At 58.2% G+C, this 24,630-nt stretch carries 24 protein-coding genes; 6 read left to right on the forward strand and 18 right to left on the reverse strand.

Going from position 1 to position 24,630, the window contains the following annotated elements; all coding sequences use genetic code 11:
• Window positions 1-104: 104 nt before the first annotated feature.
• Both BM438_RS09945 and BM438_RS09950 read left to right on the forward strand, forming a co-directional pair.
• On the forward strand, window positions 105-911 hold the full coding sequence (locus tag BM438_RS09945) for a transporter substrate-binding domain-containing protein (protein WP_093634120.1): 807 nt from the start codon (window positions 105-107) through the stop codon (window positions 909-911).
• A 91-nt stretch (window positions 912-1,002) separates the two neighbouring features.
• A complete protein-coding gene (locus BM438_RS09950; RefSeq protein WP_143131684.1) occupies window positions 1,003-1,932 on the forward strand; it encodes a LysR substrate-binding domain-containing protein in 930 nt (309 codons plus the stop codon).
• Between the two features lie 34 nt (window positions 1,933-1,966).
• Here BM438_RS09950 and BM438_RS09955 read toward each other — a convergent pair whose 3' ends face one another.
• Entirely contained in the window at window positions 1,967-2,551 is a 585-nt protein-coding gene (locus BM438_RS09955) for a TetR/AcrR family transcriptional regulator (protein ID WP_093634122.1), read from the reverse strand.
• Window positions 2,552-2,767: 216 nt separating this feature from the next.
• Between BM438_RS09955 and BM438_RS09960 the strand changes: the two genes are divergently transcribed.
• Window positions 2,768-3,544 carry an SDR family NAD(P)-dependent oxidoreductase gene (locus BM438_RS09960; RefSeq protein WP_093634123.1) on the forward strand — a complete coding sequence of 259 codons (777 nt, stop codon included), beginning with the start codon at window positions 2,768-2,770 and terminating at the stop codon, window positions 3,542-3,544.
• A gap of 134 nt (window positions 3,545-3,678) precedes the next feature.
• Here BM438_RS09960 and BM438_RS09965 read toward each other — a convergent pair whose 3' ends face one another.
• From BM438_RS09965 to BM438_RS10015, 11 genes are all read right to left on the reverse strand, one after another.
• Complete coding sequence (locus BM438_RS09965) at window positions 3,679-4,740, reverse strand: maleylacetate reductase (RefSeq protein ID WP_054033903.1); 1,062 nt, start codon at window positions 4,738-4,740, stop codon at window positions 3,679-3,681.
• Window positions 4,741-4,778: 38 nt separating this feature from the next.
• Window positions 4,779-5,075, reverse strand: a complete 297-nt coding sequence (locus BM438_RS09970) for a Dabb family protein (RefSeq protein ID WP_093634124.1) — start codon at window positions 5,073-5,075, stop codon at window positions 4,779-4,781.
• 139 nt (window positions 5,076-5,214) lie between these two features.
• Complete coding sequence (gene mmsB / locus BM438_RS09975) at window positions 5,215-6,423, reverse strand: multiple monosaccharide ABC transporter permease (RefSeq protein WP_093634125.1); 1,209 nt, start codon at window positions 6,421-6,423, stop codon at window positions 5,215-5,217.
• A complete protein-coding gene (gene mmsA, locus BM438_RS09980; RefSeq protein ID WP_093634126.1) occupies window positions 6,416-7,954 on the reverse strand; it encodes a multiple monosaccharide ABC transporter ATP-binding protein in 1,539 nt (512 codons plus the stop codon). Before mmsA ends, mmsB begins: the two co-directional genes overlap by 8 nt.
• A gap of 91 nt (window positions 7,955-8,045) precedes the next feature.
• The gene (gene chvE / locus BM438_RS09985) at window positions 8,046-9,116 is read right to left on the reverse strand and encodes a multiple monosaccharide ABC transporter substrate-binding protein (RefSeq protein ID WP_093634127.1); all 1,071 of its coding nucleotides are present in this window, start codon (window positions 9,114-9,116) and stop codon (window positions 8,046-8,048) included.
• Window positions 9,117-9,212: 96 nt separating this feature from the next.
• The gene (locus BM438_RS09990; protein WP_093634128.1) at window positions 9,213-10,301 is read right to left on the reverse strand and encodes a Gfo/Idh/MocA family protein; all 1,089 of its coding nucleotides are present in this window, start codon (window positions 10,299-10,301) and stop codon (window positions 9,213-9,215) included.
• Between the two features lie 24 nt (window positions 10,302-10,325).
• Window positions 10,326-11,318: an inositol 2-dehydrogenase gene (iolG, locus tag BM438_RS09995; protein ID WP_093634129.1), complete on the reverse strand. Its 993-nt coding sequence runs from the start codon at window positions 11,316-11,318 to the stop codon at window positions 10,326-10,328.
• Window positions 11,319-11,359: 41 nt separating this feature from the next.
• The gene (locus BM438_RS10000) at window positions 11,360-12,238 is read right to left on the reverse strand and encodes a sugar phosphate isomerase/epimerase family protein (RefSeq protein WP_093634130.1); all 879 of its coding nucleotides are present in this window, start codon (window positions 12,236-12,238) and stop codon (window positions 11,360-11,362) included.
• Window positions 12,239-12,305: 67 nt separating this feature from the next.
• Window positions 12,306-13,226, reverse strand: a complete 921-nt coding sequence (locus BM438_RS10005) for an intradiol ring-cleavage dioxygenase (RefSeq protein WP_093634131.1) — start codon at window positions 13,224-13,226, stop codon at window positions 12,306-12,308.
• A gap of 131 nt (window positions 13,227-13,357) precedes the next feature.
• On the reverse strand, window positions 13,358-14,272 hold the full coding sequence (locus BM438_RS10010) for a LysR family transcriptional regulator (protein WP_093634132.1): 915 nt from the start codon (window positions 14,270-14,272) through the stop codon (window positions 13,358-13,360).
• A 136-nt stretch (window positions 14,273-14,408) separates the two neighbouring features.
• Window positions 14,409-15,623, reverse strand: a complete 1,215-nt coding sequence (locus BM438_RS10015; protein WP_093634133.1) for a phytanoyl-CoA dioxygenase family protein — start codon at window positions 15,621-15,623, stop codon at window positions 14,409-14,411.
• A 93-nt stretch (window positions 15,624-15,716) separates the two neighbouring features.
• On the opposite strand from BM438_RS10015, the gene BM438_RS10020 reads away from it, so the two are divergent.
• Complete coding sequence (locus BM438_RS10020; RefSeq protein WP_054033920.1) at window positions 15,717-16,760, forward strand: LacI family DNA-binding transcriptional regulator; 1,044 nt, start codon at window positions 15,717-15,719, stop codon at window positions 16,758-16,760.
• A 62-nt stretch (window positions 16,761-16,822) separates the two neighbouring features.
• On the opposite strand, the gene BM438_RS10025 is transcribed toward BM438_RS10020, so the two are convergent.
• On the reverse strand, window positions 16,823-18,007 hold the full coding sequence (locus tag BM438_RS10025) for a porin (protein WP_093634134.1): 1,185 nt from the start codon (window positions 18,005-18,007) through the stop codon (window positions 16,823-16,825).
• A 506-nt stretch (window positions 18,008-18,513) separates the two neighbouring features.
• Between BM438_RS10025 and BM438_RS10030 the strand changes: the two genes are divergently transcribed.
• Complete coding sequence (locus BM438_RS10030) at window positions 18,514-18,834, forward strand: DUF4148 domain-containing protein (RefSeq protein WP_093634135.1); 321 nt, start codon at window positions 18,514-18,516, stop codon at window positions 18,832-18,834.
• Between the two features lie 127 nt (window positions 18,835-18,961).
• Here BM438_RS10030 and BM438_RS10035 read toward each other — a convergent pair whose 3' ends face one another.
• Window positions 18,962-19,486 carry a thioesterase family protein gene (locus BM438_RS10035; RefSeq protein ID WP_093634136.1) on the reverse strand — a complete coding sequence of 175 codons (525 nt, stop codon included), beginning with the start codon at window positions 19,484-19,486 and terminating at the stop codon, window positions 18,962-18,964.
• A 362-nt stretch (window positions 19,487-19,848) separates the two neighbouring features.
• Here BM438_RS10035 and BM438_RS10040 point away from each other — a divergent pair, with 362 nt between their 5' ends.
• Entirely contained in the window at window positions 19,849-20,568 is a 720-nt protein-coding gene (locus BM438_RS10040; protein ID WP_244179350.1) for an ABC transporter substrate-binding protein, read from the forward strand.
• A gap of 11 nt (window positions 20,569-20,579) precedes the next feature.
• Here the strand turns inward: BM438_RS10040 and BM438_RS10045 are convergent, their stop codons facing one another.
• From BM438_RS10045 to BM438_RS10060, 4 genes are all read right to left on the reverse strand, one after another.
• Complete coding sequence (locus BM438_RS10045) at window positions 20,580-20,954, reverse strand: tautomerase family protein (RefSeq protein ID WP_093634138.1); 375 nt, start codon at window positions 20,952-20,954, stop codon at window positions 20,580-20,582.
• 98 nt (window positions 20,955-21,052) lie between these two features.
• A complete protein-coding gene (locus tag BM438_RS10050) occupies window positions 21,053-21,853 on the reverse strand; it encodes an acetoacetate decarboxylase family protein (RefSeq protein WP_093634139.1) in 801 nt (266 codons plus the stop codon).
• A gap of 237 nt (window positions 21,854-22,090) precedes the next feature.
• Window positions 22,091-23,518 (reverse strand): methyl-accepting chemotaxis protein, encoded by a 1,428-nt coding sequence (locus BM438_RS10055; protein WP_093634140.1) that lies wholly within the window; start codon window positions 23,516-23,518, stop codon window positions 22,091-22,093.
• Window positions 23,519-23,671: 153 nt separating this feature from the next.
• Entirely contained in the window at window positions 23,672-24,628 is a 957-nt protein-coding gene (locus BM438_RS10060; RefSeq protein WP_167378362.1) for a DUF1571 domain-containing protein, read from the reverse strand.
• Window positions 24,629-24,630 lie beyond the last annotated feature (2 nt).

Below are 24,630 nucleotides of genomic sequence, written 5' to 3' on the forward strand. Positions count from 1 at the left end.
AGTATTTCCAATCCAAGCACAACCTTGATTCGACACTTTAGAGGTGTAATGTGAATGCGATTTCAACAAGAGTCCTGAAGACTTCTCTCGTCACTTTTCTCGGCATGCTGGCACTGGCAGGAACCGGCGCTCAGGCAAAGGAATGGAAGACCGTAAAGGTCGCACTGGAAGGCAGTTACGCTCCGTGGAATCTGACCTTGCCGAACGGAAAGATCTCCGGGTTCGAACCGGAATTACTCGACAATCTGTGCAAGCGGGCCAACCTGCAATGCGAGCCAGTCGCCCAGGACTTTGACGGCCTCATTACCGGCCTGCAGGCCGGCAAATTCGATGCCGTGATGGATGCCCTTGCAATCACGCCCGAACGTCAACAGGCCATTGCGTTCTCCAAGCCCTATGCTGCAACGCCGGCCGCGTTCGCGACGGTAGATGGGCATGGACTGGCAAACACCGCAGGGAAAACCTCTTCCCTCAAGCTGACTGGCGACCCCAAAACCGACAGCCCCCTGATCGCCCCGCTGCGCGATCAACTAAAAGGGAAATCGATCGGCATTCAATCCGGCACGGTGTACACCAAGTTCATCAACGACAACTTCAAGGACATCACCTCCGTACGCCTCTACAAGACCTCGGCCGAACGTGACCTCGACCTGGTCAACGGACGCGTCGACATCGCCTTCGACGACGTCACCTACTACGCTGGAATCGCCGACAACAAAGACACCGCCCGAATCCGGGTCGCCGGACCCACCATCGGCGGCGCAGTTTGGGGACCGGGAGAAGGTCTTGGCTTTCGCAAACAGGATGCGGATCTGAAAGCAAAATTTGACGCCGCTATCACGGCAGCACTCGCAGACGGTACCGTGACGCGCTTGTCGGAAAAGTGGTTCAAGACCGACGTGAAACCGTAAGCGTGCGGTATTGCATGACGCCGTTGCGCGTCGAGGCGGAGATCAGTCTTTGCTAGACTGGCTTCACGATGGCATTTGCCAGGTCAACGACATGAACCGCCTTCCTCCTCTTCGAGCCTTGCAGATATTCGACGCCGTCATTCGTTACGGAGGCGTCGTAGCCGCTGCCGAGGCGCTTTACGTAACGCCCGGTGCGATTAGTCAGCAGATTCGCGTCCTTGAGGAGTTTCTCGGGGTCACGCTTTTCGAGCGGGAGAACACGGGCCTGCGACCGACTCCGCTTTGCGAGTTGTACCACTCGCACATCTCCCGGGGGTTCGAGTGCTTTCATAGCGCTCAGGCGGCGCTCAAGGCGCAGACGGGCCCCCGGCTCACCCTGATGACATTCCCGTCAGTCGCGACCCATTGGCTCGCCTCCAGATTGGACAAGTGGCACACCATCTGCCCGCACGTGCAGGTTCATGTCGAGGTCGTCGACCACGAAACGAGTATCGCCGCGAGAAGTGCCGACGTCCGGCTAACGTATGGTGCACTACCGAGTGACGGAACGCCCTATAAGGTCGTCTTTACGGACAAGGTTGCACCCGTCTTTGCACCCTCGCTGCTGCAGCCGGAAAAACCGATCGCTCAACCGGCGGATATCTTGCGCTACCCGCTGATTCACGTCGAATGGGGATGGGCAAACTTGTCACCGCCGACGTGGGGACACTGGTTGCATGCGGTTGGCGTGCCTCTACCCGAAGGTCTGGCGCCACTCACCTACTCCGTTTCCGGCATGGCGATCGACGCGGCAATTCGGGGAAGAGGCATTTCGTTGGGACAGGGCTTTTTTGCCATCGACAGCATCAAACGACACGAACTCATCGCGCCGTTCAAGGTCGCCCTACCCATGCCTTTCCCCTACTTCATTTGCTGGAAGCGAACGGCCGCAGACTCCCCCGCAACGAGGCAATTTCTCGACTGGCTAATTGAGGAAGCCGAGCAGACGGGACGCGACATTAAAGCCATGTTTGGTGAGTGAGGCGTCAGTCCTCGCCGGGCAACGGCAGCACCGCTCAGCTAACCGGCGATGAGTCGCGACTCATAACCAGAGCGAGCGACTCGGAGAGAATCGATTTCGCCAGTTTGTCGTCGTCAACGGCGCGCGCAAGCGTAATGGCCCCCACGATGGTCGCGACGATACCTAAGCCAGCCTCTTTGCTATCACTGGATATAGCGTGCGCTATTCGTGACGCCAGTTTGCGCACGTAATCCGTGAGCTGTTCCCTGACATCCGGATTTGCATGCCGCGCCTCCCCGGCGAGCGCACACAGCGCACATCCATTGCCGGGATTCTTCACGTGACGCTCATTGAGGAAAGCTTCGGCAATAGCCTGCAGAGGCGTTTCCCCACGCCTTGCCGCACCGCTTGCGATAGAAGCCATGCGCTTCTCGCTCTGACTCACCGCGTGCTCGAGCGCCTCCAGGATCAACGCATCACGCGACGAAAAATGGCCATAAAACGCACCGTGCGTCAGCCCCGCGCTGCGCATGCACTCGGCGACGCCGAGCGCCTCGATGCCGTTTTCGCGAATCTGCCGTGACGCGTTCTCCAGAACCCGCTGCCTGCTCTCAGCCTTTTGTGCCTGCGAATAACCCATTTTTCCGCCTCATCACGCTTGACAAACTGCATGATGAGCATAATACTGAATTTCTGCATGATGATCAACATACAGAATGAGATGTTGAGGACGTTCATGCCAGCTTGGATGCAGCGGCAATCCTGCGCTGCTTAATAGAGATTTTGCGAAGTTTTTGCTCCGCCAGCACGTGCGACTTGGGACGTGATCTCGCGGCGTAATACATAGGAGAAGGAAATGCGTTTTACTGGAAAGACAGCGCTCGTCACTGGCGGCAACAGCGGCATTGGCTTTACGACAGCGAAGCTTTTGATTGCTGAAGGCGCCCGTGTTGCCATCACCGGCCGCGATCGCGCCAAACTGGATCAGGCCGTATCCGAGCTCGGCGAAAACGCGCTTGGCATTCAGGCCAATCTCGACGATGAAAGCGCGATCGAGTCGACCTTCAAACAGATCCAGGCAGCCTTCGGGTCGCTCGACATCGTGTTCGCCAACGCCGGAATCTCCGGTCCGACGCCGCTCGGCGGCACGACCGCTGCTGCATTTGAAGCGATTCTTCGTACCAATCTCACCGGTGTTTTTCTCACGGTTCAAGCGGCTCTGCCGCTGATGAGCGCCGGAGGCTCGATCGTCTTGAACGGTTCCGTGATGCGCGAACTGGGCTCGCCCGGATCGGCCGCTTATTCCGCAACGAAGGCGGGCGTCACCGGCATGGCGAAGGTGTTTGCGTCCGAACTCGTGCGGCGTGGCATTCGCGTCAACACCGTGATTCCCGGCGGAACACGCACACCGATCTGGACGCGCGGCGCACGGGCCGGCGCAACGCTCGACGCGACCGAAGAAGCGTTGGCACCGGGCATTCCGATGGCTCGCCTCGCGGAACCTGAAGAAGTTGCCAAGGCCGTGCTGTTCCTCGCGTCCGATGATGCTTCGGGAATCACGGCGGCTGAGATCGTTGTCGACGGCGGCACGATCGGCGCGCCGTGGGGAGCGCCGGTATTCCGCAAGGGGTGAAGGCACTCGAGTTTCCAGTAGCGGGTCGACCAGCTTAGGGCCGCAACGCGCAGTCCTAAGCTGCCGGCAAGTTCGCTACCGCCAGATCGAAGGCTCGTTCCGGCGGACCTCCTTTGGGCGCCCCTTTCCAAAGGCTACACGGACGGACGAGCGCCCTCCCAGGCACGCTGTAGCAGTGCTCTAAGCGGCTCCTCCTCAATCGGCCGCGGATTCCAGTATGGATTCGACAATGCCACCTTGCAGGCGTGATCAAGGTCGGCTTCGCCCAACCCAATCTCGCGAAGCCCTCGCGGAACGCCAAGTTCCTCGTTGAGCTGGTAAAGACCATCTGGCGCTGAGTCAACGTTCAACGCCCTGGCGATTCGGCCCATCGCCTCATCCGCAACGGTACTGTTATAAGCGAGAGAATGCGGCAGAACGATTGCGTGCGTCTCAGCATGAGGGAGGTTAAATGTTCCACCCAAGGTGTGGCACAGCTTGTGATGAAGCGCCATGCCAACATTGCCGAGCACCATTCCGCACAGCCACGCACCATAGAGGCACTCGCTGCGCGCCGCTTTGTCCTTGCTGTTCTTCTTCACGCCACGCAGGCCGTTGGCAAGTGAGCGAATACCCTCCTCCGCCATGAGCGACATGACGGGGTTTCCGTCCTGTGCGTACAGCCCCTCGGCAGCATGAGCGATAGCGTTGAGGCCGCTGACAATCGAGAGACGGACCGGGAGCCCGATGGTCAACTCCGGGTCGTACAGGACCGTCTTGGGGATGACTTTGACATCGCGACCGGTTTTCTTCAGGCCGTTTTCAGTTATGCCGTAGATGGGAGTCATCTCCGACCCGGCATACGTCGTAGGTATTGCGATAATCGGCAACGAAGATTCGAGCGCAATCGCCTTGCCGAGTCCAATCGTCGAACCGCCGCCAATAGCCACTGCGCAGTCTGCGTCGACTGACTTCGCGTGTTCGCGCGCGCGGCGAGCGTTCTCGATAGGAACATGCATCTGGGCGCCGTCGAACACGCCTGCGCTCGCAGGTCCAAGAAGAGACGAAACCACTTCAGCCTGGGCCTTTTGCTCGGGCGTGCAAAGAACAAGCGCCCGGCGAGCACCCAACGTCTCCACTTCCTGTTGAATCAGCTTCATGCTTCCAGCGCCGAATACGACTCTCGACGCCTGCGTGGTATAGGTAAACTCATACATGAGATTAGCTCCCTGTGTGGTCAAACGGTACGGCTCGCTTAGACGTAGTCGACCTGGTGGCGAGCGATACGAATGTCACCCACGATCTGCTTCACTCGCAGATGCTCAGGATGCGACGCATACGCGTCGAGCGACTCCTGGCTTTCGAACTCTGTGTACAAGACCACATCGCAGGCGTAATCCACGGCGCTTACATCCAGCCCGACCTCCAGCCTGGTAAGTCCGGGAATCTTTCCGCTCAGACTCTCGAACGCAGTCTTTACGAGCACAGCGGATTCCTTCTTTTGCTCGGGAGTCTCACCGCGAACGTTCCACATCACGATATGCTTGACCATATTCGATTCCATTAGTGTTGCTTATTACCAGGCCAAATGTTCGAGATGCAATCTCATGACTCAAGTATGCATGTCAGTGGGGCCTCGCCACGCACCAGGCCCCGCTGAGTTCTAAATCCGGTCTGCCATAGGAAAGTAGTTACGCTTTGTTCTTGTTATACACGTCGACGAACACGGCCGCGAGCAGAACGATGCCTTTGATAACCTGCTGATAATCCACGCCGATGCCCATAATGGACATGCCGTTGTTCATCACGCCCATGATAAAGGCGCCCACAACTGCTCCGACGACCTTCCCGACACCGCCGGAGGCGGAAGCGCCGCCGATGAAACACGCTGCGATGACGTCGAGCTCGAATCCCGTGCCAGCCTTCGGCGTTCCACTATTCAGACGTGCGGCGAAAATCAGACCTGCCAGCGCAGCAAGGACACCCATGTTCACAAAGGTCAGGAAGCTCACTGCCGGAACGCTGACACCCGACAATCTCGCTGCCTTTGCATTGCCACCAACCGCGTAGATACGTCGACCGATCGTGGTGCGATTCATGATGAACGTGTACACGCCAATCAGCACAGCCATGATGACGAGCACGGTAGGCAGGCCACGATAGGATGCAAGCAGGTAGCAGAAGAACACAATCAGTGCCGTCAGGACGAGATTCTTCGCCACGAACATCGAGAATGAGCCACTCTCGACACCATGTTTCGCCGCGCCGGCGCGATGCCGAAGCTCAATCGCGAAGAAAAGCGCACCGACAAACGCGCCGAGGACAATCGAAGTGATGTGAAGCGTCTGTCCGTGAAAAAGGTCAGGGATGAAACCCGAGCTCACGGCGCCGAATGCATCAGGGAACGGGCCGATGGACTGGCCTTGCAGAACGAGGTTTGTCATGCCACGGAAAACCAGCATGCCGGCCAGCGTCACGATGAACGAAGGCATCCGCCAGAACGCAATCCAGTAGCCTTGCAAGGCGCCAATCAGCGCGCCGGCCAGGATACAGATGATGGTTGCCCAGATGTAGTTGACCTCGAACTGCACCATCAAAACTGCTGCCAACGCGCCCACCAAACCGGCCGTTGAACCGACAGACAAGTCGATGTGGCCTGAAACAATCACCATCAGCATACCAAGGGCCATGATGACGATGTAGCTGTTCTGAAGCACCAGATTGGTCAGATTGAGCGGTTGCATCAGTACGCCGCTCGTCGAGACCTGGAAGAAGGCCATGATGATGACGAGCGAAATGAGCAGTCCGTACTCGCTGCCAATACGCTTCACCACACCCAAAACTTCGCTTTTCTTAACCTCGGCGCCTTCGGCGACCACTGGAGAGAGTGCCTTACGCATTTTCGATGCCTCCGTTTCGCATAATCGCCCGCATAATCTTTTCCTGCGAGACTTCTTCTGAGGTGAATTCGCCGACAAACCGGCCTTCGTTCATGACGTACACGCGGTCACACATACCAAGCAGTTCGGGCATTTCCGAGGAAATCATGACCACACACTTACCTGCCGCGACCACCTGATTGATGATGTTATAAATCTCGTACTTCGCTCCCACATCGATGCCTCGCGTGGGCTCGTCGAGAATCAGTACCTCGGGTTCAGAGAACAGCCACTTGCTCAGCACCACCTTCTGCTGGTTGCCACCCGACAGGTTGCCAACGACGTGGGTAACGCCTTGAGCACGGATCCGGAGCTTCTTTAGAAAATCGGTCGCAACCTTTATCTCCTCGTGCTCGTCGACGACGCCGAATCTCGACACTCCGATCAGGTTCGCCAGCGTGATGTTTCGCTTGATGTTGTCGTCAAGGAGCAGACCGTTGCCTTTCCGGTCTTCTGTCACGTAAGCGATGCCCGCCTTGATGGCCTTCTGTACCGATGAAACGTCGACCTGCTTTCCGTGCATCAGCACCTGGCCCGTGATGTCCTGACCATAGGTGCCACCGAAGACGCTCATGGCGAGCTCCGTACGCCCGGAACCCATCAGCCCTGCGATGCCAACGATTTCGCCCTTGCGCGCTTCCAGATTGACGCCTTTGATGACGGCACGGTCCCTCTGCGTGGGATGCTGGACACGCCAATCCTTCACTTCAAAAATGACTTCGCCGATGTTCGGCGTACGTGGTGGGTACCGGTCAGACATCTCGCGGCCGACCATCGCCTTGATGATGCGGTCTTCGCTCACGCTCTCGGCTTTGCAGTCGAGGGCGTCGACCGTCGAGCCGTCACGGATCACGGTGATTCCATCCGCGACACGCGAAATCTCATTCAGCTTGTGCGAAATGATGATTGACGTCACACCACGCGACTTGAGTTCGAGCAGAAGACTAAGCAGTGTGTCGCTGTCTTTTTCATTCAGGCTTGCGGTAGGCTCGTCGAGAATCAACAGGCGAACCTCTTTAGATAGCGCCTTTGCAATCTCGATGAGTTGCTGCTTGCCAATCCCGAGCGTGCCGACCGGCGAATCTGGCGAGTCCGTGAGGCCGACCTTCGCCAGCAGCGCCTTCGCCTTCGCGCGCGACACCTGCCAATCGATGACACCGCGCTTCGACTGCTCGTTACCCAGATAGATGTTCTCGGTAATCGAGAGCATCGGTACGAGGGCTAGCTCCTGGTGAATGATGATGATTCCGACTGCCTCGCTGTCGGAAATATCGGCGAATGCCCGCTCCTGACCGTCGTAAAGGACGTCGCCAGAATAGGAGCCGTGCGGATAGACCCCACTGAGGATCTTCATCAGGGTCGATTTTCCCGCGCCGTTTTCTCCGCAAATGGCGTGAATCTCGCCCTGACGGACCTTCAGATTGACGTTATTCAGGGCTTTGACAGCGCCAAAGCTTTTCTGAATTCCGCGCATCTCCAGAATGGTATCCATGGTCAAATTCCTCTGATTGGTCACGCTCGCGAGCGTGTCTGCGTGAAGCGAGGCGCTGGTGGGCGTCCCGCCACGCGGACGTTCAGATGCCTTACTTGATTTGGGCCTGCGTGTAGTAACCGCTGGTCACCAACTCCGACTGGTAATTGGCCTTGTCGACGAGGATTGGCTTCACGAGATAAGTCGGAACGATCTTCGTTCCGTTGTTGTAGCTCTTCGTGTCGTTGACAGGCACCTGCTTGCCGCTCAGCGCGTTGTCGACCATTTCGGCGGTCACGCCCGCAAGCTTGCGAGTGTCCTTGAACACGGTCGAGGTCTGGTCGCCGCGAACAATGTTCTTGACGTTCTGGATGTCTGCGTCCTGGCCAGTGACAACGGGCATGGTTTGCTGGGCCGAACCGTATCCGATGCCCTTAAGCGACGAGATAACGCCAACTGCGATTGCGTCATTGGGCGTCCAGACCGCGTCGAGGTGGTCCTTGCCGTAGAAAGCGCTCAGCAGGTTGTCCATCCGGGCCTGAGCCGTCGCGCCATCCCAATTGCGCGTCGCGACTTTATCGAAGGCAATCTGCTTGCTCCGAACCACGAATTTGCCGCTGTCAATGTACGGTTTGATAACTGACATACCGCCCGCGTAGACCATATGGGCGTTGTTATCGTCCGATGAACCACCGAACACTTCGATGTTGAACGGGGTTTTGCTGCCGGCCTTCTGCCAAGCGCTGACGATGCTCTGCCCTTGAAGAACGCCCACGCCATAGTTGTCGAAGGTTGCGTAGTAGTCGACATCCTTGGTCTGGCTAATCAGACGGTCGTACGAGATGACCTTGATGCCTTTCTTCTGCGCGAGCGCCAGAGCGTCAGAAAAGGTCTTGCCGTCGATCGGTGCGATGACCAGTGCTTTGACACCCTTCGCAAGCATGTTCTCGACCTGGTTCACCTGCGTCGGAACGTCGTAGTTTGCGTACTGCAGGTCGGCCGAATAGCCTTTCGCCTTCAGTGCATCGACCATGCTTTTACCATCGGTAATCCAGCGGGATTCCGTCTTGTCGGGCAGCGAAATGCCAATAACACCCTTATCCTGGGCGAAAGCAGCGCCAGACATGGCCGAGAAAGCTGCCGAAGCAGCCAGGATGACCGCGACACTCTTCAGAATTTTCATGACTTCGTCTCCTATTTAGGAATGCGTATTTGTGTTGCCGGTTTATGAAGTACGGAATCCCAGGCCGACGCCCGAAGACGTCAGCCATTCAAACGCTCAACCGATAAAGACCTCTGCACCCGCTTCTTTGGACGAAGCAAACATGGCCTCGATGACACGGCTAATGTTGTACGCCTGCGTAGCCGGCACAACCGACTGCGTGCCGTTGCGCAACGCGTCGAAGAACGCGTTCGACTCCCGGTCGAAGTACACCGGGTTGCCGATTTCGGCGATATCGGGCGAATACTCCGTCTTTTTTGTTGCCCAGATTTCCGGGAAGCTGGTCTCTTGCCACTCGGTCCAGCCCTCCGGATGGTCACCCTTGCCCGCGTCATAAATCTTGTAACTCGCGGGCAGCGAGCGGGAAGACATAATGCCTTCCGTTCCGTAGGCGGTGATGTCCCAGCTCTCGGTCCACGGCAGGACGTCCCACGACATGAAGTCGACCGTGACAATCTTGTCTTCGTAGTTCAGGACCGCGCCTGCTGCGTCTTCACGCGATTCGTCACCGTGGAAGTTCGGAAACTTCGTGATACGCGCGTTGACCGAGCGGGGCAAGCCGAAGTGCAGAAGGATGCGGTCCACCAGGTGACATCCAATAACGAATACCGCGCCGCCAATATCGCCTGGCTGGGTCATATGCGGCGTTCCGGCCTCGTCGTGCGAGCAGCCGCCGTGGGCGCGCACCTGAACGACTTTGCCGAGGCGTCCGCTCTTGAGTGCCGCCTGCATGGCATCGACCGATGGTGCGAAACGCCAGCAATAGCCGACTTGCACGAGTCCGCCGGTACGCTCCACAGCCTCGACGATGCGCTTGGCGTCGACGGAACTGCGGCCAGCAGGTTTCTCGCACAACACTGCCTTGCCCGCTTCGAGCGCTTCAATGGTCAGATCGGCCATCTTCTCGCTCTTGGAGTGGACGAGCACGACATGAACATTCTCGTCCGCCAGGATGTCTTCCTTCGAGCGCGCCTCAAGACCGAGCGCGTCGACGAACGGTGTGAGCAGCGGGCTTTTGTCCCACGCGCCGAGCATCTTTGCGTCGGTGCGACGCTGGATTGCCTTGACCCGCCCCGACGTATGGGGGTGAGTGATGCCAAGACATGCTACGCCGAGCGTTTCGTTGGGACCGATCTTTCGCGTCATGACTTATCTCCTCCAGATTTCCCGTTACACCTTGACGGTTTTGCCCGACAACGCCGACTCGAGCGCGCAGTCCGCCAGACGCAGCGCCTTCAGCCCATCCTGAACGGAGGTCGGCAAAGGCGAATTGGCGTTCAGTGCGTCGACGAAGGCTTCAAGTTCGGCCTTGTATGCAGCCTCGTAGCGCTCGAGGAAGAAGTTGAGCAGCGGCTCGCGGACATCAGTCGCTTCCTTGGACCAGCGTCGAATCGTCGAAGGACGCAGATTTTCTTGCAGGAGCATTCCCTTCGAACCCGACACTTCCATGCGCTGGTCGTAGCCGTACACCGCTTCGCGACAGCAGTTGATGTGGCATTGCTTGCCCGAAGCTGTCCGCAACTGCACCATCACCGTATCGAAGTCAGTCAGCTTCTCAAGCGACTCGTCGACGAGACGGCTGGCCATGGCCATTACCTCGACCGGTTCTTCGCCGAGCAGCCAGCGAGCCATGTCCAGGTCGTGGATCACCATGTCGCGGAAGATGCCGCCTGAGTGTTCGACATAGTCACGCGGAGGCATGCCCGGGTCACGGCTCGAAATGATGACCTGGCGCACTTCGCCGACGTCGCCTGCGTCGATCGCTTTGCGGAAGGCTTGCGATGTCGGGTCGAAACGTCGATTGAACGCGAGCATGACGCGACCGCCCAGTCGCTCGACTTCGTTTGCCGCGGCTAGCGACTTCTCCATGTCGAGGTCGATAGGCTTCTCGCACAGAACAGCCTTGCCGCGCTTGACGGCTTCGAGCATGAACGTGATGTGCGTATCCGTCGGCGTACCGATGACCACTGCGTCGATGTCGTTGCGCTCGAGGACGGCTGCCGCGTCCGTCGAGGCCTCGCAGCCCAAACGGCTAGCCAGCGACTTAGCCGCACTTTCAACGGGGTCTGCCACCACGACCAGTTTTGCGTTCGGGCTCGCGGCGACGTTGCCGGCGTGAATGCGACCAATGCGGCCGGCGCCGAGTACGGCGATTCGAATCATGTGAGTCTCCAGAAATACGTTGTCGGTTAAGGTCGAAAGCTTCAGGCGGAAGTCGCGGCTTTTGCCGAGAACTGGGCGATGGTGGTGTCGTAAGCGCGCTTTGCCATCTCGTCGAGCGGAAATTTCCGGTGCACCTCGGAGATGAGTTCCACGCCGTAGTACGGCAGCGTGCAGCCTGCTTGTTCAAGGGCATCGACGAAGGCGGGGCAGTCACCTGCACCTTCGCCACAAAGCTGGCGGTTAAAGGTCGAGTCGTCGAACAACGATCCCTTGACCTGCGCGCCGACGTCATCCATCTCCACGCCCTTGATGAAGCGCGCGGGGATCTGGGCGACTTCGCTATAGGGGCTACCGCCGCGTGCGACGTGCCAGTGGTCAACCATCAGGCCGCCATTGGGTTGGTTTGCGCCTTGAGCAACCTGCAGCGCTTCCGCGATGTTTCGAATGGGAGAGAAAGGCATGAACTCGATTGCAACCGTGGCGTCAACCATCGCCACGTCCTGGCAAAGCTTCCCGAATTCGTCGGTCATGCGGGGGAAGTCGGCCGGATTCTTGTCGAACGGACTCGCGCCGATTTTCAGATTGCGCATGCCCAGTTCGCCGCCCAGTTCGATGAAACGGCGACGGCAATCGTCCGACTTGGCACGCACCTCGCCGTCGAAGTACCAGTCCATGAGGATCTCGAGCTCGAAGTACTTCATACCCGTGTCGTCCAGAATCTTCTTGACGCCGGACACGCCGTACTTCCCGATGCTGTACTCGAGATCATCGAGAATGAGGCCGATACCGCTCCAGCCGGCACGCGAAGCTGCTTCGCAGCGATCGCGCAGCGGGAACGGGCTGATTTCGTTCGGTGCACACGGATAGACGTCGCCAGCGAGTGTCCAGTACGCAGCCAGCAGTTCTTTCTTCGCGCTCATAGGTAGTACTCCTGTATCTCTCAATGTCATCAGTTTTTTTGGCGGCACGCTCCCGCGCACCAAACGATTACGGGATTGCCCGCGTGGGCTTTGTGGACGTCGCGAGGGTGAAGTCCCACGACACAGACCAAAACGGCGATAAGACCCCGACGCGTTTAGCAGCTTCCGCGTCGTCAATCTTGTTGAATTCAGCGATGAGTTCACGCTTGACGCCGAAGACCGCGTCTTCGGGGAGATACGGACAGTCGGGCGTAAAAATGTGAGTGATGACCGGGTCAAAGCCAGGCGCGGTCACGATGAAGTGCAGATGAGCGGCTCGGTTAGGGTGTCGGCCTATTGCGGCGAGGAGCTTGCCAACCGGACCGTCCGAAGGAATCGGATAGTGACGCGGCTTGACAGACTTGAACCAATAGCGGCCCTCAGCATCCGACGTAAAAACGCCGCGAAGATTTGAGTCAGGCTGAATGCCTTTCTGCTGCACGTCATAGAAGCCGTCGTCGTTGGTCTGCCACACCTCGAGCTTCGCGTCAGGAATCGGGTTTCCATTGATATCGGCAACCCGGCCTTCAACAACCATGAGCTCGCCCTTTCCGTCCAGGCAGATGTTCGCGCCGTTCGGATATTCAGGTGCGTTGGCGACGTAGAAGGGACCCAGAATCGTGTTCGGCGTAGCACCGCTCGGACGACGATGATTGATTGCATCAACGAGCATCGAGACGCCCAGAACGTCGGAGAGCAGGATGTACTCTTGCCGCCAGTCCGTGCACATTTGACCCGTCTCGGTCAGGAAGCGAATGGCGGTGAACCATTCCTCATGCGTCGGCTCAATTTCCTTGACCGCAGCATGAAGATGCTTGACCAGAACGGACATCACCTGACGCAGGCGAGCGTCGGCATCTTCGCTCATACGGGCGTTGACGACTTCGGCCGAGCGAGCCTCATCGAAATAAGGCGATGCGGGCGGAACTGCAGAGGTTGCGCTTTGCATTGCGTGTCTCCATCAATCTCTTCTGTAGCTTTGAGACGAGTCTATATTCGTCGTGACTGGCAAAACAGAGCTAGAAAGGGAAAGTCTTTCGCGCTGAGTGGGAAGAAACCCCAAATGCGATGAGCGCAAGCTCACGCTGTCCAATGACGTTCGTATTCGTTCTGGTGGAACCGCGCCACAAGCGCGTCAATGAACAGTCGCACCTTTACAGGTAGGTGGGAGCGAGTCTGAAACGCGATGTTCATCGTCAGGCGGGGAAGGTCCCAGTCGTCGAGCACCGGGACAAGTCGGCCTGCTTCGAGATCGTCGTAGATGATGTATTTGGGCTGCACCAGAATGCCCATGCCGTCTAGCGCGGCGATGCGCAATATTTGGCCGTCATTCGACTCCACTAACGGCTTCACTTTGACCACGACGTTCTCGCCACCACGTGTGAAAGAAAGCTCGCGTGGATTGTCGGCGAGTTGATAGTTCAGCAGTCTGTGCTTCGCGAGCTCCGCCGGGAAGCGAGGGCGTCCGTTCGCCTCGATGTAGCCGGGCGATGCGGCCAATATGCGGCGTGTCGAAGCCAGTCTTCTAATGGTTATGTTGCTATCTGGCTCAAGGACTTTCGTACGAATCGCGACGTCGATGCCGTTCTCGATGATGTCGCAGTAACGGTTAGCCGCTACCACGTCCACTGTAATGTCGGGGTAGCGCGCCGTGAAATCAGGAAGCATCGGCGCGATGTGAAGCATGCAGAACGATAACGAGGCGGTGACGCGAAGGATCCCGCTTGGCCGCACAACCGCTTCCTTGGTGACAGCCTCTGCTTCGCCAAGATCGGCGAGGATGGATTTGCAACGTCGATGAAACTCGGCGCCCGCCTCAGTCAGGTAAAGGTTGCGAGTCGTCCTGCGCACCAGTTGGACGCCAAGTCTCGCCTCCAACGAAATCAAATACCGACTTGCGGCCGAGATGGAAAGCTCGACAGCTTCCGCAGCACGGCTGATGCTGCCCGTCTCGGCCACCTCGACGAATAGTTGTAGTTCCTTGAACTGATCCATGCCCTTGCACCATTACGCCTCGTTCGCCCACATCCGAGCCGGATACGGGAGCACGCGCGACTTCGCTGAGTCATTTCGTGTGTCGCGTCGGCATCATGATAGTGCTGTAGCTCTATCTTTTAGTCACAAAAACACATCAATAATCTATCAGTTCAGTGGATTCGCCATGCCCTTGACGCCAGGCATGCTTCGCGAGGGCTCGCGCAAACTCGACCGGCCCCCAGTCCTCCCGAAGCGCTCGGAGCATCATCTGGCCTTGGCTCTCCGGCGCGAGTCCCCCGGCGGGCGGATCCCTGTCAAGGTTTGTCGGGAACGCATAGCCTTCGGCGCACGAGGCAATGACTGAAAGGACCTCGAGCCCGCTTATCTTGCCGGTCTTAAATCTGTCCCGAAGGACTGGGTAGAGAGTCTCGGACATGCGCGTTCGATCCACGGCTTCCATCGCCCGACCATAAGCCGACGAGATTTGAAGCAGGTTTGCCATGCGCTGAACGTGGCTCGTTCGATTCGACCCGGCTGCGTGAAATAGCGCCGGATTGAAGAAGATGGCATCGCCCTTGGCAAGCGGCACCTGAACGAAGTTGTTCTCGAAATACTCGCGGAAATCAGATCTACGCCAAGCCACATAGCCTTGAGCGTATCGCTGCGAGTAAGGCAGGAGTTTGGTCGGACCGCTCTCAACTGGCATGTCGCTGTGCGCAACAGCCCCTTGCAGCGTGAGAAAAGGCGACATCCTATGCACGTGCGCTGGAAAAGACGCCGCCATCTCAGCCGTCTGGAAGCCCAGATGGTAGTCACGATGGGCTTGCTGTGCCTCGCCGCCGGGTCTGACAACATTGACCTGCGACGTAACCTGAAAGCACGGGCCAAGCCATGCCTCGGCGGCCGCCGGCAGCCAAGGGTTCGAAAAGTATCTGGCGAAGACATCAGGTGCCGCAAGGCAGAGTTTTTCCTGTGCGTTCCAGATACGATCGTTTGCGCCTGCTTTCGCGAAATGGTCAGCCTTCGAGCCCGATTTCTTCTCGGCTTCAATAATCGATTCGAAGATGGCCGTCGCCTCATCCACGCACCCGGTGTCGTCAAAAGCGCGCTTGAGCACAAAGACGCCCGCTCCATCTCGCAGGACTTCGGCCCACTCCGACAGTAGCTGAAGCCTTTCCGTTTCAGACGAGCGCACTTCTTCCAGCTCACGGCATTCGTATACAGGAATCGCTTGAACCGACTTTGTCGCGTAGCGTAGCCCGCGCTCCCCTGTCGCGTTGAGCGCTCTCACGAAATCGCTCAAGCTGCAGTCGCTTTCGCGATACCAGTTGGTTCGCTCAGCGCGATAGTCTCCGCGTCGGTCGTCCATACGTGCCTCCTATATTCGATGTAGGATAGCTCGCAAAGCACAGATCGAATTATCAGAAACACATCAAAAAACTATCAACGATGGAGGGTCGGATTGGCTCACCGCTTCTTGATCAAGGAAATTGCCCTTCAGGCAGGGCTTGGAGTGGCAACTGTTGATAGGGTGCTGAACGGACGCGCGAACGTCCGGGAGCACACTCGCAATCGGGTTGAGCAGGCGATAAAAGAACTTGAGAAACAGGAGCTAAACCTGGCGACCACGGGGCGCAAGCTCATGGTCGACGTGGTAGTGGAAGCACCAGCGCGGTTCAGCGACGAGATAAAGAATGCGCTCGAAGCGGAACTCGCGTTGATGCACCCGGCGGTTGTTCGTCCGCGCTTCCTGTTGCGGGAGACGATGACGACGCCCGAAGTCGTGGATGCTCTTCGATCTATCGCCCGCAGAGGCAGCCATGGTGTTTTTCTGAAAGCCCGCGACGTTCCCGAGATTGCCGAGGTGGTCCGCGAACTCCAGCATCACGGCATTCCCGTCGTCACCGTCTTCACCGACATACCGCTGTCGGGACGCATCGCCTACGCCGGACTCGACAATCGCGTCGCTGGGGCCACGGCGGCCTACCTTCTGGGCCTTTTGCTGGGCCCCCAGGCGGCTAATGTGTTGATAACGATGAGCGACGAGCATTTTCGGGGCGAGGAGGAGCGCGAGATAAGCTTTCGTCGAGCATTGCGCAAGCATCACCCCCAACTCAGGCTGATTGATGCAAGCGGCGGACACGGCCTTGATTTGCCGACTGAAGAGCGAGTCCGAAGCGTTCTCAACGATGGTACTTGTATCGCTGCCGTGTACTCCATGGGCGGGGGTAATGTCGCGATTCTTCGCGCGCTGGAAGCGCAGCAGCAAGCTCCGGTCTGCTTCATCGGCCACGATCTGGACAAGGATAATGTGCAGCTTCTACGCACTGGAAGGATTCAGGCCATCCTGCATCATGATCTCCGACAGGACATGCGCTCCGCGTGTCATCACGTCATGCACTTCCACAAGCTCCTGCCAGCATCCTCTGTCGCGTCATCTTCTTCGGTCGTGGTCGTGACGCCAGAAAACATTCCGGACCACATCGCCAGTCGTTTCCGCGATTGAATCGACCACTCGTGTTCCTGATAGGTCCGGGAATCAATCGTCACCCGGACCTCTCGACAGCATCAGAACTTCGTCGCCAACCCTGCAATAACGCCAAACTGGCTTTTGCCATAGTTGGGGTTGGTGCTCGAGGTGCTCCCGTTGACGGGGTCGTTGTTGATATTCGCGCCATACAGACCACTGTCGAGGCCGATGTTAGACGACGAGCTGTTTCTCACATACGCCAGTTCCGTGTACAGGAGCGTTCGCTTGGACAGCGAATAGTTCGCCCCCAACGTGTAGAGGGTTGCGTTCCCATTCCCGTTGTTTGCATTCGCGTGATAGACGGCGCCAGTGATAGCAAGCGCAGGCGTCGTTTGCCAGATCGCGCCAATCCACTCATGATTAACGGCTGTCGGGAGGCTCGTTCCTGCCGGCAACGCTGACGGGGTCGCCGTGCCGAAATAGCCCGCATTCGATGCGTTCGGAGCGCTCAGATGCTGGTAGCCAATGTATCCAGTCACAGGACCGAATGCGTACGTCAAGCCCGTGAGAATCGAGCGGGAAGCAAGGTACACGTTGCTGAATTGGCCGTTTCCGTCGCGAACCTCGTCATAGGTCGCCTGCCAGAAAAGGCCCTTGTTCGCGTAAGAGAGTTTGATACCATCCGAGCGCCCCTGCGAGCTTCCGAGTCCGCTAGAAGTACCGAGTTGACCAGGTGCGCTTCCAGGATTTCCCGCGTTCCACGTCGACGAATTCGTCAAATCATACTGGCCTTGCAGGGTAAAGCCGCCAATCGTCGGCGACAGGTACTCCGCGCCGTTCGCTGCCTGCGAAAAGATGCGGCCGCGTACCAGCGTTCCAATCGCATACTTCTTTGTTTGCTGGGGGTCGACGTCGCCCGAGTATTGACTTATCTCAGCCGAACCCATGTTGCCGAACTTGATTTGCCCCCAGGTGTCATTCTGCAGGCCTACGGTCGCCTGCCCCTCGAAGAAACTTCCGTTCGCGAAAGCCCCGGTCATGGTATTCAGTCGGGACTCGAGCGTGAAAATTGCATGAGTGCCGCCGCCGAGGTCCTCACTGCCTTTGAGACCAAATCTCGATTGCGCCCAGCCTCCACTTTGCGCACCGAATACATGCCCCTTCGGTTGATTGGTCTCGTATGCGATACCGTTGTCCACGATGCCGTATAACGTGACGCTGCTCTGAGCCATCGCGGTTGCCGTCGCAGACAATGCGAACATGCCGAACAGAAGTTTCTTCATTGCTATCTCCGTTAATATAGTTGTACTACGTACTTCCCCTGATACAGCAGGAGATCACATCTTTCCCGGCGCCCGTCAATCGTTGATCAAATGCGACACGCCTGAAGGACGTGGAGTCTCAGAGACGCTCGCAAGGAAGGAAATGAGAAGAAAAAACAAGCACTGGAGTAAGGCTTAGGCGGAGGGTAATAACTTCCGTGGGGCACGTCTCCTGAACTGCGCTTGTATTTTTGCCCGAGTGTATATTCCCCATCCACTCGAACAAAGAGCAGAAAGGGGAATCTCTTTCGTGAAATCAGGGAAAATCCGCGTTAGAGCAAGTGCGCAAGAGCCTTTCAGCGTTATGCCTCCTCGCCTCCTCGCGGTTAACCCCTGTATCCCTGTCGACGTCTCATCGATTACGGTTCGAGCGTTCCCCATGCGAAGAGACACGTTCTTCTCAGGAACCAACCCAAATGGACCGTGAGCAGTCTCACGCCGCCTAACGCACCCATACGGAGATACGTATGAAGTTCAAGCAACTGTCTGTTTTTGTTGTTTCAGCAGGTATGGCTTTGAGTCTCCTCTCACTTCCGACGTTGCAAGCTCATGCAGCGACAAGCGATGCCGGCGCCTCCGATAGTGCTATGTCGAAGCAGGAGATGAAGGCGCAAAAGAAGGCCGACCGCAAGGCGCGCCGCGCGAAGAAAAATGCCGAGCTCAGTAAGCTGGAAAAGAACGGGTATAACCCGGCGGGAGATCAAACGAACTATCCGCAGAATCTGCAGAATGCCCAGCAGAAGGCGAATGGTCAAAAGCCTACCAACGCACCTGCGGTCGCACCTTGACGCTTTACGCGTACTGGATCGCACGCGTGGTCAAGCTGATGATGGCTCGAGTCGCGCGGGCGATCGAACAGGATCGTGGGTAGCCGCCGTCGTGTGACGGCCTCCACCTCTGCCCACAAAAAGAAGACTACGTAAGCGCCATCCCTCCTTCGGCCTCACTCCACCTCGCAACCCATCCGGGCAACTCCGGCGACGGCTGCGTAATCTCCGACAGTTCCAGCAACTCGGCAGTCGTCACAACACCGCCACTTCGCTTCAGGAACCGTGCTCGCACAACGGCCAATGCAACCCGCACGTCATCACGCACGAACCCTTGCTCGATGAAAATGTGCTTCTCATCCCAACCGATAACGCGAGTCTGGACATTATAGCGGTCGCCAAGCTCGAGCGACCGATGAAAACGCATCGTTTCCAGCGTGACGACAGGGTACCAACCTTGTGCCTTCAATTGCCGCCACAGACCACTACGCATCATCAGATCGACGCGCGCCAGATCGAGGATCGTAAAGTAGCGGCCGTTGTTCATATGGAGCAAGACATCGAGGTCATTGAGCCACACTCGAAACGGCGTGACACACGTGTCGAGCACCTGCAGCCGGCTCCGGCCACGACTGGTGATTAACAAAAGCAGCAAACGAATTAGTAGGCTCATGCGAAAACCCGGTGGTAGGAACGCGCCGCGCGCGGCACAAAAGCGTGAATGGTAGTCGCGCAGATAAAATCCGGGATGCAGAGGGCGAGGCAAATCTGTAGAACATTCCCTCGAAAAGATGCGGCATGCAGTGGTGAATCACGACGTAGGGATATGTTGCCGGCGCACGCGCTTCGCCAAATGCCCGGATAATATCGCTCTGGCACGCTAATCAAGGGCACCCCAAGATGACAAAGCCTTCAATCGCAAAACGCCGTAACGGCATGGTCAAAACATTGGCGGCCTTGATGGCGTCAAGTGCGGTCTTGTCCGTGCCCGTTCCCACGCCCGCTGTCGCGCAAACGAAAGACGCCGGCGCATCGATGGCAAGCGTGTTCGCGCCGAGCGGCACGCTGCGCGCGTCGATCAATCTCGGCAATCCGATTCTGGCAAATCTTGATCCGGCAACGGGCAAACCGGTCGGCGTGTCTGTCGATCTCGCTACCGAGCTCGCCAAACGACTGGGCGTACCGCTGCAACTGATCGCGGTCAAGTCGGCGGGTGAATCGGTTGACAACGTGAATCAGGACAAGGCAGACATCGGGTTCTTCGCCGTCGATCCGAAGCGCGGACAGGAAATCGCCTTCACCAAACCGTACGTGCTGATCGAGGGCTTTTATCTCGTGCGCGACACCTCGCCGATCACGACTAACGAGGGTGTCGATCAACCCGGCGTGACCGTCGCAGTTGGCAAGGGTAGCGCCTACGATCTGTTTCTGACGCGCGAACTCCATCACGCGACAATCGTCCGGATTCCAACTTCACCGGCGGTTGTGCAGGGATTTCTGGATCAGCATCTGGACGTGGCTGCAGGCGTCAAGCAACAGCTCGAGAAAGACGCCGCTAAAGCCAGCGGATTGCGGTTACTGGACCAGCGCTTCATGGTGATCCGTCAGGCGATGGGTGTGCCAAAGGCCAAGGGCGATGAAGCGGCCACGTATCTGTCGAAGTTCGTTGAAGATATGAAGACGTCGGGCTTCGTCGCGGCGTCATTGGCGCGGCATCACATCGCCGGTGCGGAAGTCGCAGGCAACGACGAGTAGCGCCCCCCACCCTATTCGTTCGCGACGTCCGGCATGACCTGCCCCATCTCCATCGCCTGACTGGCCGGTACGTCCTGAATGCCGATGACAATCTGGTCATCGGGCGCTCCCGTCGCGGTCTGAAACAGTTTCCAAAGACGTTGTATCAGTTCCCGCTTGTACTCAGGTGGCCGCCCGGCCCGCATCAAAAGCGTTAGCGCGGCAGTTGCCGCCGGTTCTCCGGCGGTGAACCCGCTGCCCGGCGCATAGTCCTGAAACACAATATGCACCCAGTTTTTCGGCACGCCCGCGAATTCGGAATGCAGGTTAGTCAGTTCCATCGCGAGCTTGGCCTTGGCGTCACTGCTAAGTGCGCCGTTCTGAGTAGTCAAGGTGTAGAGCGGCATGAGAGCGACTCCAGGACTGATGTTTCACGGGCGCTCGCATCGAAGAAAGCGCCTCTCGTAACCGGACCCTCTGCCAACGCATAGGGGCACCCAGACGATCACTCGACGTAGTTCTTCAGAATGCGCAGGTCGGTCACGGAGTACGCCATACCGAGCCGATAGCCCCGGCCGACGCGCACGGGCGCAATCAGGTTCATATCCTCACCGGCGACTTCGGGAATCTTCAGCTCCGCCGACCCGGTCCAGACATCCACGATCGCAAGATTATCCGTGAGCGACATAGTCAATTCATCGACCGGCGGCTTCTCCTGAAGTCCCGCGGCGAGTTGAGGAAAGTAACGGCGCATTGTTGTTGGCCGGTTGAACACGGTCGTCGGGTCAGCAACAGGTTCCTCGAGCTGGATGCGGGCGGTCGCCAACCGCTCTCCATGCGCTGACACACTCGCGCCGAAGCGGCTTCCTTTAGCAAGCGGCGCCGCTGCCAGACTGGGCGCGGAGAAACTGCGAGTCTGGTAGACGCTGGCGAGCTTCTTTGGAAAGCCCTGCGCCCATCCGCGGGCGATGGCGGCGTCGTTATCGACGAAGATGTAGGGGCAGTAGTTGACCGGAACACCGTCGAAGACCGCCTCGACCAGAACGAAAGCCTCGCGGTATTGATAGCGGGCCGGGTCCGTCACCTCGTCATTGGAACCCGTGAACTGCCAATCCAGAAACCAGAAGAAGGCCCGGCCGCCGGATTTCTCGTCCACCGTGACGCCCGGCGGGAGGAGCGCCGCGATCGCTTTCTGATCGGTCCAGTATTCAATGGCGATACAGTCGCTGGAATAGTGCCACGGCGGCAGCGTCGCCAGTGCGGACTTTCCTTGCGGAGTGATAGGGACCGAAAACGCTTTAGGCATCTCGCTTCTCCTTGATCGGCGCGACGAGAGGTCGCTGTACGTGGAATCCATGCGTTTCCTGCGGACGCCGCGTATCAGTAGTTGACGCAGACCGTTCGAGGACACAACGCGCGGCCAGAATGCGATCCGCCGTAGCGCTCGATCCGGCACGCCGCGCGAGAGCTAATAGTGCCGTGTCCCGCCTGCTACCGCTTTCGAAATCGCACGGCCGCGCAGCAGTTGTGCCCGCTTTCAGGATCAGTTCACGTCGTGCTCGACAAGGAATATCGACATTGCCTCACGCAAAGTCCGCGCTTTCTCCCGCAAACTCGCCGACGCCGAAGCGACGCCCTTCACGTGTTCGACATCGCGCACCAGCATCGCGTCCATTTCGCCCATGCCTTGACTGAACCGATCGACATCGTGGCTCTGGGCCTCACTCGACGCGCTGATGTGCTCGATCAACTTGGCCACGTCTCCCACATTGCCGACAACGTGTTGCATGGCCGTGCCGGCGCGTGTCGCGAGCGTCGAGCCGTGCTCGACACGCTGTAAAGAATCGCCAATCAGGCCTTTGATTTCACGCGCAGCGCTCGCGCTCCGATGCGCAAGGGTACGAACCTCCTCGGCCACCACCGAGAAACCCCGCCCGTGGCTGCCCGCACGGGCCGCTTCGACCGACGCATTGAGCGCGAGAAGATTTGTCTGAAACGCAATGCTCTCGATCATCGTGATCATGTCGCCCATTCGATGCACGGCGTCATTAATCTCAGTCATCTTATCGACGACTTCGCTGACAACCTGTTCGCTTTGCCGTGCCGCGGCTGAAGTTTGCCGCGCGAGGCTGTTTGCCGATGCCGCATGTTCCGCGCTTTCCCTCACCCGTTGCGCGATCTGCTCCATCGCCGTGTTGGTCGCGTTGAGCGTTTCAGCTTGCGTGCTGAATTGCTGCGACAAGGTGTGGTTTTCGGAAGCGATGTCGTCCGATGAAACAGCCATCTGGTCGATCGTCGTGGTGATGCCTCGCATCGCGTCGTGGATGGCGTTGAGTGTGTCCTTGAAGGTGCGGCTGCTGGTACCGTTGAGCTTCATCGGCGGAAGACGCAGGTCGAATTTGCCCTCTTGCTGTGAAAGGTTTTCGCCAAGAACGGCCAGCTCCCGGCCCGTCTGTGCATCGGCTTTCATATGCCATGCAATGAAAATCAGCAACCCGGCCTGGACGACTACATAGGCTGCATGCGTCAGCACGGTCGACCACGCGGGCTCGGTGAAGCAATAGACGTCCAATCCGGCAAGCTGGAGATAGTTGAACGAGAAGTGGTGCACCGCGATGACGCCGGCGGCGCAGAGAATCGGTCGCCAGTCCCGATAGGCCAGCAGGAACGACATCAGCACAAAGACGCCAAAGTGCAATTCAGTCAGACCGTGCACCTGATGAATCTGCAACGCAGCGAATGTCATCAGACTGGCCGCGAGGAAGAGACGCGTCACGAGTGCGCCTGCGCGCCAGTAAGTTAGCGTCGAGGCGATCACGACGGTAGGCAATCCGACCCACAGTACGGCGCGCAAGTTGTAGTCGCGTATCGCCAACAAGCAGGAGATCGCGAACAGGGCCCATACGACAACGAGCATGAGCCTGTCGGCCTTCACGTAAACCGTGTGCAACAACTCGTCTGGCTGTTTCATGCGGGTCTCTCAGTATCTATTTTTATTGGCCTGGTGCGGCCGCGCGCTCGCCGAATATTCTGCGGACAACGGCTTGAGCGCGCGATTGTTGACGTGGGGCCTCGTCCACGCACAATGCACCTGCATAACGGCATGCGTGACCGATTCTTTAGATCAATGGAAACCGTACTCTGGGTTACGTCGGTCGAAAATCGAATCGCTCCAGTGGTGAGGGACGACGTCTTCGAAACGGATCATCTCCACCTGGTCGCCGCGTTCGTTCCATGCAGCTTCACCACTGGGCCAGGAGTGCTGCAGATCGAATAGCAGTCTCACGCGCTGCGCATAATGCGCTGGCGGCCCCGACGGTGCCGTCCATGTCCATGCAAGGAAGCGTGCGCCGTGCACGTTCATGAGTTCGATGCGGGTCGGTTTTTCAGTCAGGCCTTCTTCACGAAAGCTATGGGCATCGTGCTCGATGGTGCGCGCAATGTACTGCAGGCCGAGATCGCGGACACTATGGCGGGACTGGGTGTGCGCGAACGCGCCGTCGACGGCGACCTTGCCCGAGACGATACGCAGCGCGCCGCCCAGATGGGCGACGATGCTATCAGGATCCCTTGTTTCGTCGTAGAGAATCTCCTGTCCTGCATGGGCGCCGTCGGGTAGCCATTTTGCGTAGACTTTTCGAGGGGTGTCCTGGTAGCGGACAACCATGTGATCGGGCCGATCGGACCATCTTCCGGATATCCGCTCCTGGCGGAACATCCTGTATTCGCAGGCGTCGCCGGGAACCATGTCGGACCTCGCGTACTCGACGAAGGCATCCGGCTTCATTGCATCCATTAGCGAAAGGATCTGAGCGTCGGTGAGGGGCAGAAGCGAGCGGCTTTCAATCCACGTTCGCAACGAAGCCGCCTGATCGCGAGCCGCGAGACACCGAAACCGATTGACATCCAAACTCACGGTATCCGACGTGGCGACATCGGCGCATCCCGCCGACGTACGAGATGAAGCCAGTGCAATCGGGCTATTAGATTGGGCGTGAATGTCCGTTGAGACAAACAGGCATGTCAACGCGAACGCGCACAGCAAGGTCCGCACGGTTGCCTGCCAACCTGCGGCAAGCACCG

Source organism: Paraburkholderia aspalathi (genome assembly GCF_900116445.1).
Lineage (GTDB): Bacteria > Pseudomonadota > Gammaproteobacteria > Burkholderiales > Burkholderiaceae > Paraburkholderia > Paraburkholderia aspalathi.